Annotated in this window: 17 protein-coding genes and 1 other RNA gene; 7 read left to right on the forward strand and 11 right to left on the reverse strand. The window is 63.8% G+C overall.

The window, feature by feature from the left end; all coding sequences use genetic code 11:
• Positions 1-185: 185 nt before the first annotated feature.
• Together nrdF and nrdI are read right to left on the reverse strand one after the other, a co-directional pair.
• Positions 186-1184 (reverse strand): class 1b ribonucleoside-diphosphate reductase subunit beta, encoded by a 999-nt coding sequence (gene nrdF / locus KRX55_RS02230; RefSeq protein ID WP_218406236.1) that lies wholly within the window; start codon positions 1182-1184, stop codon positions 186-188.
• 20 nt (positions 1185-1204) lie between these two features.
• Positions 1205-1663 (reverse strand): class Ib ribonucleoside-diphosphate reductase assembly flavoprotein NrdI, encoded by a 459-nt coding sequence (gene nrdI / locus KRX55_RS02235; protein ID WP_255567507.1) that lies wholly within the window; start codon positions 1661-1663, stop codon positions 1205-1207.
• A gap of 63 nt (positions 1664-1726) precedes the next feature.
• Here nrdI and KRX55_RS02240 point away from each other — a divergent pair, with 63 nt between their 5' ends.
• Together KRX55_RS02240 and KRX55_RS02245 are read left to right on the forward strand one after the other, a co-directional pair.
• The gene (locus KRX55_RS02240; RefSeq protein ID WP_218406237.1) at positions 1727-2131 is read left to right on the forward strand and encodes a pyridoxamine 5'-phosphate oxidase family protein; all 405 of its coding nucleotides are present in this window, start codon (positions 1727-1729) and stop codon (positions 2129-2131) included.
• Positions 2128-2640: a flavin reductase family protein gene (locus KRX55_RS02245; protein ID WP_218406238.1), complete on the forward strand. Its 513-nt coding sequence runs from the start codon at positions 2128-2130 to the stop codon at positions 2638-2640. The genes KRX55_RS02240 and KRX55_RS02245 overlap by 4 nt, the downstream gene beginning before the upstream one ends.
• A gap of 10 nt (positions 2641-2650) precedes the next feature.
• On the opposite strand, the gene KRX55_RS02250 is transcribed toward KRX55_RS02245, so the two are convergent.
• Positions 2651-3349, reverse strand: coding sequence for a metal-dependent transcriptional regulator (locus KRX55_RS02250; protein WP_218406239.1), 699 nt, complete (start codon positions 3347-3349; stop codon positions 2651-2653).
• Between the two features lie 190 nt (positions 3350-3539).
• Between KRX55_RS02250 and KRX55_RS02255 the strand changes: the two genes are divergently transcribed.
• From KRX55_RS02255 to KRX55_RS02265, 3 genes are all read left to right on the forward strand, one after another.
• Positions 3540-4055: a type IIL restriction-modification enzyme MmeI gene (locus KRX55_RS02255; protein ID WP_218406240.1), complete on the forward strand. Its 516-nt coding sequence runs from the start codon at positions 3540-3542 to the stop codon at positions 4053-4055.
• A 270-nt stretch (positions 4056-4325) separates the two neighbouring features.
• Entirely contained in the window at positions 4326-5750 is a 1425-nt protein-coding gene (locus tag KRX55_RS02260; protein WP_218406241.1) for a nucleobase:cation symporter-2 family protein, read from the forward strand.
• Between the two features lie 488 nt (positions 5751-6238).
• Positions 6239-6700 carry a hypothetical protein gene (locus KRX55_RS02265; RefSeq protein ID WP_218406242.1) on the forward strand — a complete coding sequence of 154 codons (462 nt, stop codon included), beginning with the start codon at positions 6239-6241 and terminating at the stop codon, positions 6698-6700.
• A gap of 242 nt (positions 6701-6942) precedes the next feature.
• On the opposite strand, the gene ssrA is transcribed toward KRX55_RS02265, so the two are convergent.
• The 7 genes from ssrA to ftsE form a co-directional block, all read right to left on the reverse strand.
• Positions 6943-7320: a transfer-messenger RNA gene (ssrA, locus tag KRX55_RS02270) on the reverse strand.
• A 351-nt stretch (positions 7321-7671) separates the two neighbouring features.
• On the reverse strand, positions 7672-8106 hold the full coding sequence (locus KRX55_RS02275; protein WP_218406243.1) for a hypothetical protein: 435 nt from the start codon (positions 8104-8106) through the stop codon (positions 7672-7674).
• Positions 8107-8199: 93 nt separating this feature from the next.
• Positions 8200-8472 carry a hypothetical protein gene (locus KRX55_RS02280; RefSeq protein WP_218406244.1) on the reverse strand — a complete coding sequence of 91 codons (273 nt, stop codon included), beginning with the start codon at positions 8470-8472 and terminating at the stop codon, positions 8200-8202.
• Positions 8473-8521: 49 nt separating this feature from the next.
• Positions 8522-9439, reverse strand: coding sequence for a DUF3800 domain-containing protein (locus KRX55_RS02285; protein ID WP_218406245.1), 918 nt, complete (start codon positions 9437-9439; stop codon positions 8522-8524).
• 173 nt (positions 9440-9612) lie between these two features.
• Positions 9613-10104: an SsrA-binding protein SmpB gene (smpB, locus tag KRX55_RS02290; protein ID WP_218406246.1), complete on the reverse strand. Its 492-nt coding sequence runs from the start codon at positions 10102-10104 to the stop codon at positions 9613-9615.
• Positions 10105-10195: 91 nt separating this feature from the next.
• Entirely contained in the window at positions 10196-11098 is a 903-nt protein-coding gene (gene ftsX / locus KRX55_RS02295; RefSeq protein WP_218406247.1) for a permease-like cell division protein FtsX, read from the reverse strand.
• Positions 11099-11136: 38 nt separating this feature from the next.
• The gene (gene ftsE / locus KRX55_RS02300; protein WP_200256061.1) at positions 11137-11826 is read right to left on the reverse strand and encodes a cell division ATP-binding protein FtsE; all 690 of its coding nucleotides are present in this window, start codon (positions 11824-11826) and stop codon (positions 11137-11139) included.
• A 419-nt stretch (positions 11827-12245) separates the two neighbouring features.
• Here ftsE and KRX55_RS02305 point away from each other — a divergent pair, with 419 nt between their 5' ends.
• Positions 12246-13853: an AbgT family transporter gene (locus KRX55_RS02305; RefSeq protein WP_370625746.1), complete on the forward strand. Its 1608-nt coding sequence runs from the start codon at positions 12246-12248 to the stop codon at positions 13851-13853.
• A gap of 134 nt (positions 13854-13987) precedes the next feature.
• Here the strand turns inward: KRX55_RS02305 and prfB are convergent, their stop codons facing one another.
• Entirely contained in the window at positions 13988-15094 is a 1107-nt protein-coding gene (gene prfB, locus KRX55_RS02310; protein WP_218406249.1) for a peptide chain release factor 2, read from the reverse strand.
• A gap of 38 nt (positions 15095-15132) precedes the next feature.
• Between prfB and KRX55_RS02315 the strand changes: the two genes are divergently transcribed.
• A complete protein-coding gene (locus tag KRX55_RS02315; RefSeq protein ID WP_218406250.1) occupies positions 15133-16065 on the forward strand; it encodes an inositol monophosphatase family protein in 933 nt (310 codons plus the stop codon).
• The last annotated feature ends 408 nt before the right edge of the window (positions 16066-16473 follow it).

The raw sequence follows: 16473 nt of genomic DNA on the forward strand, positions 1-16473 counted from the left end.
CCCCCCCCCCCCACATTTTTTCCCGGCCTCCCCGCCGGCCGGCTGCCCCCCCACCCCCCCACACCCCCGTGGCTTGTCCCCCAATCCGGGGCTCACCCACACAACACAAACCCCCCCGCCCACCCCCCCCCCCAAACGCCCCCCCCGGTGGCCCCCGGCTCGCGTGAACCCCGGGTGAACGGGTGTCAGAAATCCCAGTCTGATTCCTCCGTCGACTCCGCCCTGCCGATCACGTACGAGGATCCGGAACCGGAGAAGAAGTCGTGTGTCTCGCTCGATTCGGGGGCGAGCGCCGCGAGTACGTCCGGCTCGACACCCGACGCCTCTTCCTCGAAGCGGGCCGGGTAGCCGAGGTTCATCAACGCCTTGTCGGCGTTGTAGTGGACGAAGGCCATCACACCGTCGATGAGACCGAATCCCTGGTAGAGGTCGGACGAGTACTCGAGTTCCATCCGGAGCAGTTCGTCGACGAAGTTCCCGGTGAAGTCCTCCATCTCCGCACGCCGTTCGGGATGGGCGTCGAGGCCCCGCTGGTACTTGTACCCGGAGTAGTAGCCGTGGACGGCCTTGTCCCGGAGAATCAACCGGATCATGTCCGCGGTGTTCATCATCTGCCCGCGGGCGGAGAACCGCAGCGGCAGATAGAACCCCGCGTAGAGGAGCAGTGAACTCAGCAGCGTCGCAGCCACCTTTCTCTTCAGTGGGTCATCTCCGTAGTAGTGCTCCATGACGGCGGTCGCGCGTTGCTGCAGCAGCGGGTTGTCCGTCGCCCACGCGTACGCGGTGTCGATCTCGACCGTGGAGCACAGGGTGCTGAACACCGAGGAGTAGGAGCGGGCGTGCACCGCCTGCATGAACGCGATGTTCGCGTAGACGGCCTGCTCATGTTCGGTGCGCGCATCGGGGATCTGCGAGATCTCGCCGACCGTGGCCTGCACCGTGTCCAGGAGGGTGAGGCCGGTGAAGACCTTGACCGTGAGTTGGCGTGTGTCCTCATCCATGTTCCGCCACTGGGCGGCGTCGTTCGACAGCGGAACCTTCTCCGGGAGCCAGAAATTGGCGGTCAACCGCTGCCAGATCTCCAGGTCCTTCTCGTCGTCCAGGCGGTTCCAGTTGACCGGCCTGAGGGGGCGGGTCTCACCGGGGCGCCACTGGGGCGGGGTGAGTGAATCTGCGATTGTCATGACATTGCTCTCTTCCGGGGTTACTTGTCCGCGCCCACCCGGATGGTGGGTGCGTCGGTGAAGAACTCGGTGAGCCCGGTGCGTACCCGCTCGACGTCTCCCGTGGTTCCGAGAAGCTCGAAGCGGTAGAGCTCGGGCACGCCGCATTTGGCGGCGATGACGGGGCCGGCGCAGCAGAAGGCTTCGCCGAAGTTCGTGTTTCCGCTGGTGATCACGCCACGGAGCAGTGCGCGGTTGTCCGGGTTGTTGAGGAACCTGATGACCTGTTTGGGAACGGCCTTGGCCCGGGATCCCCCGCCGTAGGTCGGGGTTATCAGCACGAACGGCTCGGTGACCTCCAGCTGCGGATCCCTCGCCCGCAGGGGTATCCGTTCGGCGGGAATACCCAACTTGTCGACGAAGCGGGCGGTGTTCCCGGAGACTGATGAGAAGTAGACGATATGAGGTTCCGGCATGGCGACACCATCACGAACTTTCATTTACGGCCCAACGAACTATACTGACGCCGGTAACCGTACCCGACGCTCCAAGGAGAACCAACAATGCCAGTCATCACCACCGAGATGCGCGAGATGCTGGGTGCCCAGCTGCCGATTCTCGCGACGGTCACCGATCCGAGCACCCCGAACATCGGCCCCAAGCGGTCACTCCGGGTCCTCGATGACACGCACCTGATCTTCAACGAGAACACCGGCGGCCAGCACCTCGCGAACATCAAGGCCGGCTCCCGGCTCGCCGTCGCCGTCATCGACCGTGAGGCGCTCGACGGGTACCGGTTCATCGGCACCGCCGAGCTGTTCAACGAGGGCCCCGCGTGGGACAACGCCGTCTCCTTCGCGAAGGAGAACGGTATGGGCACCCCGAAGCACGCCGTGGTCATCTCCGTCGAGGAGATCTACTCCCTGCGGTCCGGAGCCAAGGCGGGAACCCGGATCGACGAGAAATGAGTTCAGACGCACTGCCCACAGGCGAAGGTCTGAGAACGTTCTTCCGCGGCTGCGCATCAGGGGTCTGGATCATCACCACCACCGACCGGGACGGCGAGCCGGTGGGGTTCACGGCATCGTCGGTGGCCTCGGTGGCCCTCGATCCGCCCACCCTGCTCTTCTCCCTCCAGGCCGGCTCGTCCTCCTGGCCCGCGGTCGAAGCCGCGGAGGAGGTGATGGTCCATGCCCTCGGCGTCGACGACGCCCACCTGGCCAGGCGCTTCTCGACGTCGGGGATCAGCAGGTTCGAGGGTGTCCGTCACCTTCCCGGTCCGACAGGACTCCCGGTGATCCGGGGTCTCGGCGCCACGCTGCGCGCGAGGATCCTCACCACCATCCCGGTAGGCGGGTCCAGGATCGTGCTGGCACAGTGCGTGGAGACGTACATCGCGGGCGACCGCCCCGATCCGCTCGTGCACTCCGCGCGGAGCTACTGGAGACCGGTTCCGCTGAACTCCGACGAGGACTGAACCACAGGCATCACGCCCCGTCAGCCACCTGCCCGGACACGGGCAGCACCCGGATGCTCGCCGCGATGTCCCGGGCGAGCGGGATGTCGCGCCCCGGGTCCTCCGACCTCAGGAGCATGACGCCGGAGGTGGCGCCGGTGTCGGTCACCGCGAACTCCGCGCCCGGGACGATCCCGAGGCTCCCGAGGTGCCGGAGCACAGCCGGGTCCGCGTCGCGGATCCGGCTCATCTGTATGTGGTCCCCCACCGAGCAGTCGACCAACGGCCGGAGAATACGATCGGGCAGCCCACCGTCGGAGGACGGGATGGGGTCGCCGTGCGGGTCCAGCTCCGGGTGTCCCAGAGCGGCGTCGATACGCTCGAGCATCTTCTCCGAGATCGCGTGCTCCAGCCGGTCGGCGTCCTCGTGCACCTCATCCCACTCGTAGCCCAGCATCTCCGCGAGGAAGGTCTCGGCGAGCCGGTGTCGCCGCACCATCTGCAGGGCCAGTGCACGTCCCTCCTCGGTGAGGGTCACCGACCCGTACGGCGCATGGTCGACGAGGCCGGCGAGCGTCAGGCGGCGGATCTGGTCCGACACCGACGACGGCCGCAGATCCAGGTGCCGGGCCACCTCCGAGGGGGTCACCGCGCCACCGGTCCACTCGGACAGCGTCCACAGGCACTTCAGGTAGTTCTGTGCGCTATCGGTCAGGTCCTCGAGATTCATGCCCACACCCCACCACAATTCATGAGGAAGAACGGAACACACCGGATCCGCATCTTTCCTCGCTCAGGTTTCATACCCCAAGACTTTATCCTGCACCAGCAACTTCCGCAGAGCCACTGCCCCGTCACGATTCACTCTGAGCCACCGGCAGGGGTGCGGGTTCCCGATCCCGCACGTACACTCGTCGTCCATGAGCAACGAAGAATACAACCTGGACCGTGAAACCATCGTCGACAACCTGACCGTCTTCGCGGACGCCCGTGCCGACCGAGCGAAGAGCTTCGCCGGCGGCGACGCCAAGATCGACGACACCGACGTCCGCCAGTTCTTCACCGGCCTGTTCCAGGCCTTCGGGACCGATCCGGACCGTGTCGCGACCAGCTTCGACGAAGCCGAGCGCCTGTCCGAGGGCTCCGACAATCCGCTGTCCGTCTACTGGCCCGGCGTCATCGCGGGTGTCATGAAGAAGCCCGGCTCCAATCTGGAGGACGCCATCCAGGGAGCGCTGCAGACCCTGGCCGCCCAGATCGAGATGCCCGAGTACCTGCTCGTCACCGACTACGCCAACGTCGCGCTGATGAACCTCGCCGACGACTCGGACACCACCAAGTTCCACGTCGGTGAGTTCCCGAAGCACGTCGACGAGCTGATGAGCCTGTCCAAGAAGGAGATCGATCCCGAGGACGATGAGGACGAGTCCAAGTAGCTGGAACGTCCCACCGAAGAAGGCCCCGCCCGGAGTAACCACCCGGCCGGGGCCTTCGTCTGTGGTCCAGGCGATAAGCCACTGCTGTTCCCGCAGCACTTGTTGGGCCCTGTCAGACAACTCGTACTAGAGTCTCAACCGGTGTTCGATCATGCACACCGGCCACGGGACGGGCACAGACCCTCCCCTGGTCAGCGTGATCACCCCGGGACGATCCCGACGGTGGTCACCCACACCCCCGACAACTCCTGATCAGATGGGTCCGCCACGTTGAGCTCCCCGAAGAACGAGTCCACCGCACTCGACACCCCCGACAACTCCGTCCATCCCGTCGACCAGATTCCACCGGCAGCCCAGTTGTGGCCGCTGTCCTTCCAGCACGTTCTGGCGATGTACGCCGGAGCGGTCGCGGTTCCGCTCGTCCTGGGCGGTGCGATGATCGACGCAGGCCGGATGCAGCCGTCCGACCTGCCCTACCTGATCACCGCCGACCTCCTGGTCGCCGGAATCGCCACGATCCTCCAGTGCGTCGGCTTCCTGCGGCTCGGTGCACGCCTGCCGATCGTCCAGGGCTGCACCTTCACCGCCGTCCCCCCGATGATCGTCATCGGCGTGAACTACGGTCCCGCCGCGATCTACGGATCAGTCCTCGCCTGCGGCCTGTTCATGTTCCTCATGGCCCCGGTCTTCGCGAGGATCCTCTGGATGTTCCCGCCCCTGGTGACAGGCAGCGTCATCACCTGTGTCGGACTTTCCCTCATACCGGTCGCCGCGACCAACATCTCCGGCGGCTACGCCGATGACGCGGGCAGCGTCGCGAACATCGCTCTCGGCCTGTTCACCCTCCTCGTCGTCCTCGTCGTCGAGCGCTTCGCGCCTGTCGCCGTCGCCCGGACCTCCGTCCTCATCGGTCTCGCCGTCGGCACCGTCGTCGCCGCATTCATGGGCAAGGTCGACCTCTCCGGTGTCGGGGAGGAACGCTGGGTCGGTGTCGCCACCCCGTTCCACTTCGGGTTCCCCGAGTTCCCGGTCTCCGCGGTGATCGCCCTCGTACTCGTCGGACTGGTCACCCTCGTCGAGGCAACCGGCGACTTCCTCGCCGCCGGCGAGATCGTCGGGAAGAGGGCCACTCCCCGCCAGATCGCCGACGGCCTGCGCGCCGACGGGTTCTCCACCATGCTCGGTGGCGTGTTCAACACCTTCCCGTACACCGCCTTCGCCCAGAACATCGGCCTGCTGGCCATGAGCCGGGTACGGTCCCGCTACGTCGTCGCCGGTGCGGGAGCCATCCTCGTGGTCCTCGGCCTGCTGCCCAAGCTCGGCGCGGTGATCGCCGCTGTCCCGACGCCGGTTCTCGGTGGGGCAACCGCCGCGCTGTTCGGCATGATCGCGGCCTCCGGCATCAAGACCCTGACGAGGCTTGAGATGAACCAGAACTCCGTCCTGGTCATCGCGGTCTCGCTGACGATGGGCCTGCTTCCGGTCATGCACCCGACCCTGTTCGAGCAGTTCCCCAACTGGTTCGGGACCGTGTTCAACTCGGGCATCACCACCGGAGCGTTCACCGCGATCCTGCTGAACCTCCTCTTCTTCGGAACCAGGCGCACGCCCGCCAACGCAGGCCTGGAACTCGACGATGCAGAGTTCGCGGGCGTCGACGCCAACGTCTACAAGACCGGCACCGAACGCAGCTAGATCAGTACCGCACAAAGAGAAAAGACCCCGCTACCAGAGACTGCCCCCGTTCCTATTCGTACGGTATCGCCTATGAATCATCCCCTCACCGGCTGGGATCGCGAGCCAGAACCCACGGACAGCGCGTGATTCGTCTCGGAATCTGGTCCAATGAAACAGGCGTCGGTCCCCGTGCAGGGCGCAATTGACACTTCACCGATAGATGGGTACTGCACTGGCCGCTGCACTCCGTCTGCGGGGATGCGCCGCTTTCCTTTTCGAGGACACCCCGCGGATTCGGGTCCGTATCTGTCACCGACATGCTTCATCTGATTTCGAGGTCTCTACCGGTTTGGGAGTACGTCACGGGCGCAGGGTCGTGGTGGTAACCGGGGTGAGGTAGGTGTCGATGCCGGGCAGTAGCGGTGCGCCCAGCACTTGACTAGAGGTTTCAGGTTCTTCGGCGCATCGAAGAAGCTACGCGAAATACACTTTTCCTGACACAAAACATGAACTTCTCAAGCCAGTGCTCTCCGCGCCAAATGATGCGACCAGGGTATGATTGGGTGATGGGGAACCTAGGGCAATATCAAGAGATTGTCGAGCTAGCCAAGCGTTCCGGCGGCGTCGACCCAATGATCGAAAAGATCCAGCGAAAGGCTGTCACCAAGGCAGCACCGAAAGTATTTTTTGCAGGCTTAGCTGCTGGTGCCGTAATTGTACCTGTCGCACAACCGGTAGTTGGATGGGTCAAGGGCAGGCTGAATGTGAATGTTCGTCGTACAACGCCCATAGAGGATGCAGCAGCTATCCAAGGCTTAGAGAAGATCGTTCAGACCGAACAAGACCTTGCCCCAAACGAAGAGAAGTCACAAGCTCAGGACGCGTCCGTCGAAGAATCCGAATTTGATGACCTAATGCCCCGCACTAAAGCGGAAGCTAAAGAAAACGACGATGTCGACAAGACGTAGCGCCTACATCATTCTCAGGAATGAGTAAGCCTGATTCACGCTGGGCGAAACTCTAAAGATGCCACAATGACGCTGAGCAGGTACGGCCACCTCTTTCCAGATGACTTGGACCCACTGATTAGCACACTCGGAGCAATCCTGTTCACAGAAGATTGTGGGCAAAGTGTGGGCAAGAATGAAATGCCAGCTGTCTGAAGCTTCGAAAAAAGGCCCCTTACCTGCGTTAACAGGTAAGGGGCCTTTGGTGGAGCTGCCGGGAATTGAACCCGGGTCCTCCGCAATCGCGCCAGGGCTTCTCCGTGCGCAGTTCGCGTCTGATCTCTGCTCGGCCCTCCGGCTCGGACGAACACGTTCCGGATGATGGGCCCAGTCAGCGGTGGGAGTCCCGTACGGCCCCGCTGACGCGGCCGGACGGCAAGTCCCTTGATCGATGCCGGCTACCAGGTCAGGGACGAACCTGGGCCGACAGACACGCGGTCGCTGGTTTTAGGCAGCGAGGGCGTAGTCGCGCTGAGTGTTCTCGGCGCTTATGAGGTTGCTACGACGCTTACGGTGGTCTCTAGCCTGCACCGGCACGCTTCCCCTGGCTTGATGCACGAAGTCGAAACCATATCAGCCCCTTGCATCCTGCGTTCTTCCCGATTTCCCTCAGGTCAACCGGAAGGTTCCACAGTCCTGTGGTGGGTCGTACGTTAACCACAGGATTACTAACTTTACGCTACGGCCCCCCCGCCCGCAAGCAGCTTCACCGACCGGCGGGATCATCCGGTTCCGGGGGGCGGTTCGGGTGTCTCCCCGCCATCGCCTGGCCGGGACGACACCGTCGGCTGCTCCTCCCCGGCATCGCTCCCGACTTGTTCCTGCTCCCACCGTCTCCGGGTTTCCCAGGATTTGCGACTGTTGCGCAGTGACACCAGCCCGATGACGACGGGTGTCCACACCTTCGGGTGGTCGAGCAGCCATTCCAGCCATCAGGGTATCTCGTGGTCGGGCCAGGGGAGGCCGACGTCGGGTGGAAGTTCGATGATCCAGTCGAGGATCGTCTCAATGATGCGGCCGATGAGCAGCAGTAGCACCAGGGCTGCGATGACCCAGCCCCCCTCCCGCACCCAACGGGTAGAGCAGCCTTTTCCATGGGGTCTCCTCCATCTGCCGGAACCGGTCTTCGGCAGGTGATCCGGGCGGTGGGTGAATTCGATGACCCGGTCATTCCTGCGGAACAGAACGGAGCGGATCTCTTGGAGGATGTTCCTGTCGATTTTCAGGCAGGGCGCACTCTTGTTCCTCACCGTCCGGCTGTAGGTTCCGGAGGGGATCCGTTCGTCGATCCGCACCGTGATTGTCTGGGCCACGGGGAGCCGGCCCCGGATGGCACCGTCGACGGTGATGAGGATGCCGGCGGTCACGGCATCCCCGCGTCCGGCATCCCCGCGCCCGGCATCCCCGCGCCCGGACCGTCGCCGCGTCGATCCTGTTCCGCGGGTTTTCACCAGTGCTGGTCATCTCGCAGTTTCGGTGGCGCCTTTGAGGAAGGAGGACATAATCGTGACGCTGAAGATGGTGCTCTCCGCCCACTCAGCTTCCTTCTTCGTGTATTTGTCGTCACTGCCCCCAGATTCCTTGACAGCCTCGATGGCCTGTTTGTTCATCGGCCAGCCGGGGTCCAGTTCACATAGCTCACCGGGGCTGCCGAGAGTGAATTCAATTTGGTCAATCTCGGGATGGACGAGGTGCCAGTTTTCCCAAAATAAGACACCCAATTCCGCATCCAAGATACGGGAGGGACTCGACAGAAGAACCAAACGCTCTGCAGTTGGTCTCTCAATTATTCCTTTTGCTCTCTTCCGCACGTTCAGCGGCAGCCTTTATCTTTCTGAAAAAATCCGCACCACACTCACCCCGCAGAGTCTTACCTTCGACTCTTGGATAGACCCTTCGATCAAGTTCAAATATTTCACTATGGTTAAAATCATCTAAAGCACGACCACACAGGTGAACTTTTGATTCATATGTAAAAGGCTTCTTATTCTTTGCATAGCGATAACGTTCACAAACCCACCGATAGGACGAATCCTCAATTAACTGAAAATCAATTGCTCGAGTTACGAAGGCCGCAACCCAATCGGCAAACTGAATATTTGATGAGACCCTACTATCCAAATGCATTGGTGGCTCAACTATTCGCGCCATTTCTGGATGGTAGGACTGGCGAGAAAAAATATGGGCATACATATTTGCCACTCTATTTTTTCGCTCCGCCTCATTAATACTATCCATAAGAACCATGACTTTTTTACCATGCGAATCACTATGTCTGGCAATCCTGTTCAGCGTTTCTTGCATCGCCAGTTTTTCACGTTCGACCGTATTTAATTCAGTCTGCTTCGGCGTTCCAAGAGGTTTTTCATCAACATAATAGAAGAGCGACCCCCCTAACCCACTCAAAAAATTCACTAAATGATCGAAGATCCTAAGATTCTCAGGATGCTCCTCTGCAGTGTCTGGGCGAAATAAGCCAGAACCTTTAACCTCCCAACGTCCAGGATGCTCTGCAGCATCATATTCTTTAGAAAAGCGCACCCTTTTCTGACTTGTGAACTCTTGGCCAAAATCGCGCGCAGAATCAGCCGGGATAATAAAACCCGCATACCCAAAAGCTGGTGAAGTATTATACTTGGAATGGGACTTAGAGATAAAAGCACCTGGCTCACCTATCTCATCGATATACGCAAGAAACATAGATACATTATGGCATACCCAAGAACGAGTAAAACCCCGAGCCATTATGACTCAGGGTTTTCTCGGTCGATGCTCGGGGCGCTATTTCAGCCCTAGCTTTCAATCAACATCATAAAACCAGTTCCATGTGCATGCAACCCTTGTTTTTACCCCCCACACCCCCGCACGGAAAACTAGCCCTTGATGCCCTTGATGCGGCGCCCGAGCTCCCGGGTGATCTCCCGTTCCTCGGTGCGACGCTTGATGTCCTGGCGCTTGTCGTAGTCCTGCTTGCCCTCGGCGAGACCGAGCTCGACCTTCAGGCGTCCGCCGACGAAGTACAGCTTGAGGGGCACCAGCGTGCGCCGCCCGTCGCGGACCTTGCCCATGAGGGAGTCGATCTCACTGCGGTGCAGCAGGAGCTTGCGCGTGCGCCGGGGCGTGTGGTTCGTCCAGGAGCCGTGGGAATAGATGGGGATGTTGAGGTTGTGCAGCCACACCTCCCCGTTGTCGATCATGGCGAAGGAGTCGACGAGGTTGGCCTTGCCCTCACGCAGCGCCTTGATCTCGGTACCGACGAGCACGATGCCGCACTCGTAGGTGTCGAGGATCTTGTAGTCGTGGCGCGCTTTCCGGTTGGTCGCGATCACCGGATTCTCGTTCGCCTTTTTCTTCTTCTTTGCCATAACCCGTCCGATGTTACCGCACCCGGTACGCGACGACGCCCGCCCCGATCACCGCGGCTGCGGGAGGGGCGGGCGTCATGAAACGCGGACGCTACTTGCGCACGTACAGGCGGAGGGTGACCTGCGCGGTGATCGCCGCGAACACGACACCGACGAGAGCGACGACGGGCGCGATGACCCAGATGTCACCGGTGGTGATGGGCGCGATGAGCTGCGAGTCGTAGAGCCCCTTCAGCGCCCTGTCGACGACGAAGCTCTTGCCCGCCATGAGCCCCGCCACCGCGAACACGGAACCGAGGAGAGTGGCGATGACGGCCTCGAGGACGAAGGGGGCCTGGGTGAACCAACGGGAGGCGCCGACCATGCGCATGATGGAGATCTCCTCACGGCGGCTGAAGGCGGCGATCTGCACCATGTTGGCGATGAGGAAGATCGCGGCGAGCGCCTGGATGGCGGCGACGAGGAAGGTGGCGTTCCGGACGGCGTCGAGGTTGTCGGTCGCGGACTGCAGATCGTCGATCTGGTCGATGACGGTGTCCACCTGCGGCAGATCACGGACCGGGTCGAGCGGCGAGGTGTCGAGCGGGTCCTCGAGGCGGACGTGGACCGCCGCGGGAAGAGCGTCCCGGGAGGTCGCCTCGACGAGTGTCGGGTCGGTGTCCTCGAACACCTCGACGAAGTGGTCGTAGGACTGTTCGCGGCTGCGGAAGATGACGGACTCGACCCCGTCTGCGCCGTCGAGTGCGTTGAGGACCTCGCGGCACGGCTCACTCGAGCAGTCGGAGTCGTTGGCGGAGATGTCCTCGTCGAGCTGCACCATCACCTCGACGCGATCGAGGTAGATGTCCTTGGTCCGTTCGGTCATGCCGGTGACCAGGAATCCTGTGGCGAGCAGCGCCAGGGAGATGGCCGTGGTGATGACCAGGGCGATGGTCATGGTGAGGTTCCGTCCCAGCCCCTGGAACGCCTCGCGGGCGACGAATCGGTATCGCATGCTGTTTCTGATTCTCCTAGAGAGGTGACCGGGGTGGGTTAGTGTCCGACGCCGTAGACGCCGTGGGCGTCGTCGCGGACGAGCTTGCCGAGGTGCAGTTCGATGACCCGGCGGCGCATCGCGTCGACGGCCTGCGCGTTGTGCGTTGACATGACGACGGTGGTGCCGGTGCGGTTGATCCGGTTGAGCAGCAGCATGATGTCGTTGGACGTCTCGGGGTCGAGGTTGCCGGTCGGTTCGTCGGCCAGCAGCACGAGGGGCCGGTTGACGAACGCCCGGGCGATGGCGACACGCTGCTGCTCGCCGCCGGAGAGCTCGGCGGGGAACCGGTTGCCCTTGGCCTCCAGCCCGACGAGTTCGAGGGTCTCGGGCACGAGCTTCTCGATGACGCTGCGCTTCTTGCCGATCACCTCGAGCGCGAACGCGACGTTGTCGTAAACGTTCTTCTTGGTCAGCAGCCGGAAATCCTGGAACACGTAGCCGACCCGCTGGCGCAGTTTATTCACCTGGGCGCCGCGGAGCTTGTTCACGTGGAAGTCGCCGACCCGGATGTCCCCGGATGTCACGTTCTCCTCGCGGAGCATGAGTTGCAGGAACGTCGACTTACCGGACCCGGAGGGCCCGATGAGGAAGACGAACTCCCCCTTGTCGATCTGCACCGAGACATTGTCCAGCGCGGGGCGGGTCGAGGTCTTGTACGTCTTTGTTACCTGGTCGAAGGTGATCACACCCGTCACCTTAGTTGATTGCAGCCACTGGCGAAACTCTGACCACTTCCTTGTCCGGACCTGTGGTACTACTGTGACCTGCGATTTCCCGGCGGACACCGCGACAGCCCGCGACGACCCGGCGTCGCGGGGAACCCGGGAACGGGTCCCACCCCGAAATCCAGCGGGGGGAACGACAGCAGCTACCGTCGTCACGTGGTTCCAGCCTCGGTAAGGTACCCCGGACCGGGGTGCCGCCAACACCGCCCCACGCCATCAGCACCCGTACCCCCGTGGTCACGAACCGACACCAGGAGTCGCGAGAAGCAATGACCGACAACAAGGTAACCACCACCCGGACACCGGACACCTCCACCGAAGACGGGAAGAAGCGGGAGCACGCGACCGGTTTCCTCGGGCTCGTCGAGCGCCTGGGGAACATGCTCCCCGACCCGTTCTGGCTCTTCGTGATCCTCTCCGGACTGGTCCTCGTCTCCAGCTTCATCGGCGAGAAGATCGGCATGACCGCCACGAACCCGTCCACCGGCGAGGAAGTGCGGGTGACCAACCTCCTGTCGGCGGAGGGACTCCAGCGGATGATCAACGAGGCGGTCCCGAACTTCACCTCCTTCCCGCCGCTCGGACTCATCATCATCGTGATGCTCGGTGTCGCCGTCGCCGAGCATTCGGGCCTGATCGGTGCGGCCATCCGGGGCGCGATCGGCCGGGTCGGACCGACGATGCTCACGTTCGTCGTGGCGCTGGCCGGTGTCACCGGATCCATCGCCTCCGACGCCGTCTACGTGATCCTCATCCCCATCGGGGCCACCGCCTTCCGCCACGTCGGCCGCTCCCCCATCGTCGGCGCGATGGTCGCCTTCGCGGCGAGCTCCGCGGGCTTCAACTCCTCACTGATCCTCAACATCACCGACGTCCTCCTCGCCGGCCTGTCCACCTCCGCGGCGGAGATCGTCGAGCCCGGCTACGAGGTCTCGCCACTGGCGAACTACTTCTTCGTCGTCCCCTCCGCCGTGGTCCTGGCGCTCATCATCACCGCGGTCACCGAGCTGTTCGTGCGGAACAAGGCCCGCGAACTCGTCGATCACGACGACGTCGACTACGAGGCCGCCAGCTTCGGCGAGACCCCACCGAACGCCTCGGACGGGGACACGGCACCCGATTCCGCGGAGAAAGACGCCGACTCCGACGCCTCAACCGCGACCGGCACCGGGACCGACGACGCGGGAGAGACGGACGACGGTGAGGATCAGGACGAGGCACGTCTCGAACTCCACGATGTGGAGAAGCGCGGCCTGGTCCGGGTCGCCGTCTGGTCCCTCGTGCTGCTGGCCGCCTACTTCGCCGCGATGTTCGTCCCCGGGTCACCCCTCCAGGGTGAGGACGGCGCCGTCATGGACTCACCGCTGATCCGCTCCATCGCCGTGGCCATCGCCCTGTACTTCCTCATCGTCGGCATCGTCTACGGGCGGGTCACCGGAACCATCACCGAGGCGGCCGACGTCCCCGCGTTCATGGCCAAGGGGATCCAGACCCTCGTCCCCATGATGGTGCTGTTCTTCGCCGTCGCCCAGTTCCTCGCCTACTTCAACTGGTCCAACCTCGGTGTCTGGTCGGCGATCCACGGCGCAGAGCTGCTCTCCCGGGCGGACCTCCCCAACCCCGTCCTCTTCGGCCTCTTCGTCCTGCTAGTCGCCGTCCTGAACCTCATGGTGACCTCCGGTTCCGCACAGTGGGCGCTGATGAGCCCGGTGGTCGTCCCGATGATGATGTACGTGGGTGTCTCCCCCGAGGTCAGCCAGATGCTCTTCCGCATCGGCGACTCCCCCACCAACATCGTCACCCCGATGAGCCCCTACTTCGCGCTCGCGCTGACGTTCCTGCAGCGCTACTACAAGCGGGCCGGCATCGGGACACTGATGTCCCTGGCCCTGCCCTACTCCATCGCGATGCTGGTGGGCTGGTTCCTGTTCTTCCTCGTCTGGTACTTCCTCGGGCTGCCCCTCGGCCCCGGAGTGCCGGTGCGCTAGAAACTGCGGCGCCCGGCCGCGGCGGAAAACCCCGCACACGGAGACGGCCCCCTCCCGAGACCTCGGGAAGGGGGCCGTCCTCACGTCCGGACAAGGCACGGAGGGCCCGGAGAGTATCCGGGGAACTATCCGGATCAGCTCTCGGACTGCTGCTGGGCCATCCGCCACCGGATGCCCGACTCGAGGAACCCGTCGATCTCCCCGTCGAGAACCTTCGACGGGTCGTTGACCTCGAAGTTGGTGCGCAGATCCTTCACCATCTGGTAGGGGTGCAGCACGTAGGAGCGCATCTGGTTGCCCCACGAGTTCGACCCGTCGCCCTTCAGGGCGTCAAGCTCGGCGCGTTCCTCCTGGCGCTTGCGCTCCAGGAGCTTGGCCTGCAGGACCCGCATCGCGGACGCCTTGTTCTGGATCTGCGACTTCTCGTTCTGACAGGTCACGACGATGCCGGTGGGCTCATGGGTCAGCCGGACCGCGGAGTCCGTCGTGTTGACAGACTGTCCACCGGGCCCGGAGGAACGGTAGACGTCGACGCGGATCTCGTTGTCGGGGATGTCGATGTGGTCGGTGGTCTCCACGACGGGCAGGACCTCCACCTCGGCGAAGGAGGTCTGGCGGCGCCCCTGGTTGTCGAACGGGCTGATCCGCACGAGGCGGTGGGTGCCCTGCTCGACGGAGAGCGTGCCGTAGGTGTAGTCGCCGTGGACGACGAAGGTGGCGGACTTGATGCCGGCCTCCTCCGCGTAGGAGATGTCGTAGATGTCGACCTTGTGCCCCGCCTTCTCGGCCCAGCGGGTGTACATGCGCATGAGCATCTCCGCCCAGTCCGCGGCGTCGACGCCGCCGGCGGCGGAACGGATGTTGATGACGGCCTCGCGGGCGTCGTACTCCCCGGAGAGCATCGTCTTGACCTCGTAGGCCTCGATGTCGGAACGCAGGTCGCGGCGCTCCTCGTCGACGAGGTCGGTGGACTCGTTCTCCTCCTCGGCGAGCTGGTACATGACCGGGAGGTCCTCGAGCCGCTGGCGGAGTTCCCCCACCTTGCGCAGCTCGGCCTGCATGTGCGACAGCTTCGAGGTGACCTGCTGGGCGTGCTCGGGATCGTCCCACAGCGTCGGGTCGGAGGCCTGTGCCTCGAGCTCGCGGACGCGGTCGGCCATCGCTTCAGGGTCCATCACCTTCTCGATGGTGGTGAGCGTGGCGTCGAGTTCATTGAGGTCTGCGGTTACATCAGGTTGCACAGTGGTTAACACTACCGTGACGGTGCACAATGGGCAGCATGAGAGAGCAGTACCGGCGCAAGGACCCGTCAACCACCCCCACTCCCTCCACCGCACAGCCGGGAATCCACCCGCCGAACCCGGTGCCCGCCGACCTCAGGGCGCTTTTCGGCACGGACATCCGTGCCCTGGTCTCCGCTTTCGTCGACACTCACCAGCATTCGACCGACCCGGAGCTCGCGTGTGCCCTGGTCGCCACCGCCGGTCAGCTCGCGCTCGCGATCCGGGACAGCGGGGGGCTCGGGGTGGACTACAAGACGTCCGTCTCCGACGTCGTCACGGAGGCGGACCGGGCCGCGGAGGAGTTCGTCGCGGAAGCGTTGTCCGCGCTCCGGCCGGATGACGGCCTCCTCGGCGAGGAAGGGGCGGCCAGGGAATCGGGGTCGGGCCGGACGTGGGTGATCGACCCGGTGGACGGCACCTACAACTTCACCGCCGGGTCGGACTACTTCTGTTCCGCGATCGCGCTCGTCGACGGCCCGCCGGCGGCCCCGACGCGGGTGCATTTCGGTGCCGTGCACCGTCCCTCCCACAACACCACCCATCTCGGCGGACCTGACCTACCCACGACGGTGAACGGCCGCGCCGTCGCCCGGCTGGCCGAGGCTCCCGGTGCGGAGATCTCCCTCGCCACCTACATTCATCCGACGTTCCTGGCCGATGATGCGGTGCGCGGAGCATGGCTCGCGGTATCCACCCGCTTCGCGACGCTCCGGATGCTCGGGGCGGGTTCCATCGACCTCTCGGGGGTGGCGGAGGGACGTTTCGGGGCGTGGACCCAGCACAGTGTCGCGGACTGGGACTGGCTTCCGGGACGCGCTCTCGTCGAGGGCGCGGGAGGCGTGTGCCGGAAGGTGCAGGCGGGCGGAAGAACGTGGTGCGTGGCCGGGAACCGGCTCGTGGTGGAGGAGATCATCTCGGTCTGGTCCTGACCGTCCCCGGGGAACCGGCGGGAGAATCCCCGTCCACGTCCCAGGGGTAAAACCTGGAGCAGTCCCACCGCCCGCCCCCGGTGCGGGAAACCACGCGTGTCGGCACACGGCGAGAGGGCCGCTGTCTCTGTGCGTCGCACCCTCCCACCTCCACATCTTTGTCCCCCGTCCGTGCCGGACCCGCTCCGGCTGCTCGCCGCCACCCCGGTCCCCCCGTCACCGGGAGTACCGCTTCGTGGGACCGGCGTCGTCCTCGCCCCCGGATTCTCCACGGGATCGGGGTGCTCCCGGGTTTCACCCGGGGGAGACGTTGGCGAGGATGCCTCCGGTCGCTGCACCGCGCCACGGGTAATCCCGTTCCGTACGGTGTCGGCGGGGCACCCCCTTGCGGGGCGACTGCGGTTGCCC

Origin of the sequence: Corynebacterium sp. TAE3-ERU16, from assembly GCF_019209935.1 — a bacterium.
Lineage (GTDB): Bacteria > Actinomycetota > Actinomycetes > Mycobacteriales > Mycobacteriaceae > Corynebacterium > Corynebacterium antarcticum.